This is a genomic window from Neisseria sp. P0024.S006, assembly GCF_051956595.1.
Lineage (GTDB): Bacteria > Pseudomonadota > Gammaproteobacteria > Burkholderiales > Neisseriaceae > Neisseria.
The window spans coordinates 1-432 of record NZ_JBQCXH010000088.1 but is presented as its reverse complement, the minus strand read 5'-3'; the positions used below and the strand labels follow the sequence as shown (position 1 = coordinate 432).

The window sequence follows — 432 nt, the reverse complement described above, 5'->3', positions numbered from 1 at the left end:
CCACAACCCAAAAACACCAACAAACACCCCAACAACAAAACCACCACCCAAAACACCAACCCAAACGCCAAAGCAAACAAAACCCCCACCACACCCAACCACCCCAACCACAACAAACCCACCCCACCCAAAACCACCACCAACCCAACACACCCCAACAACAACAAAACCCAACCCAACAACAACAACACCACCAACACACCACCCAAAAAACACAACACCCCACCAACACCCCAAAACCACACCCCCCCCCCACACCCACCCACCCCCAACCCCACCAACCCCAACCCCCCAACCCACCACCCACCCAAAACCAAAACCACACAACAACCCACCCAAACCCCACACAACCCCCCCCCAAACCCCCCACCCCCCCCCCCCCCCCCACCCCCCCCCCCCCACCCCCCCCCCCCCCCCCCCCCCCCCCCCCCC

1 protein-coding gene is annotated in these 432 nt (G+C 62.0%); it reads right to left on the bottom strand.

From position 1 onward, the window contains the following. The coding region (locus tag ACTHUF_RS11415) for a hypothetical protein (protein WP_440407774.1) at positions 1-432 on the bottom strand (432 nt) is incomplete at both ends.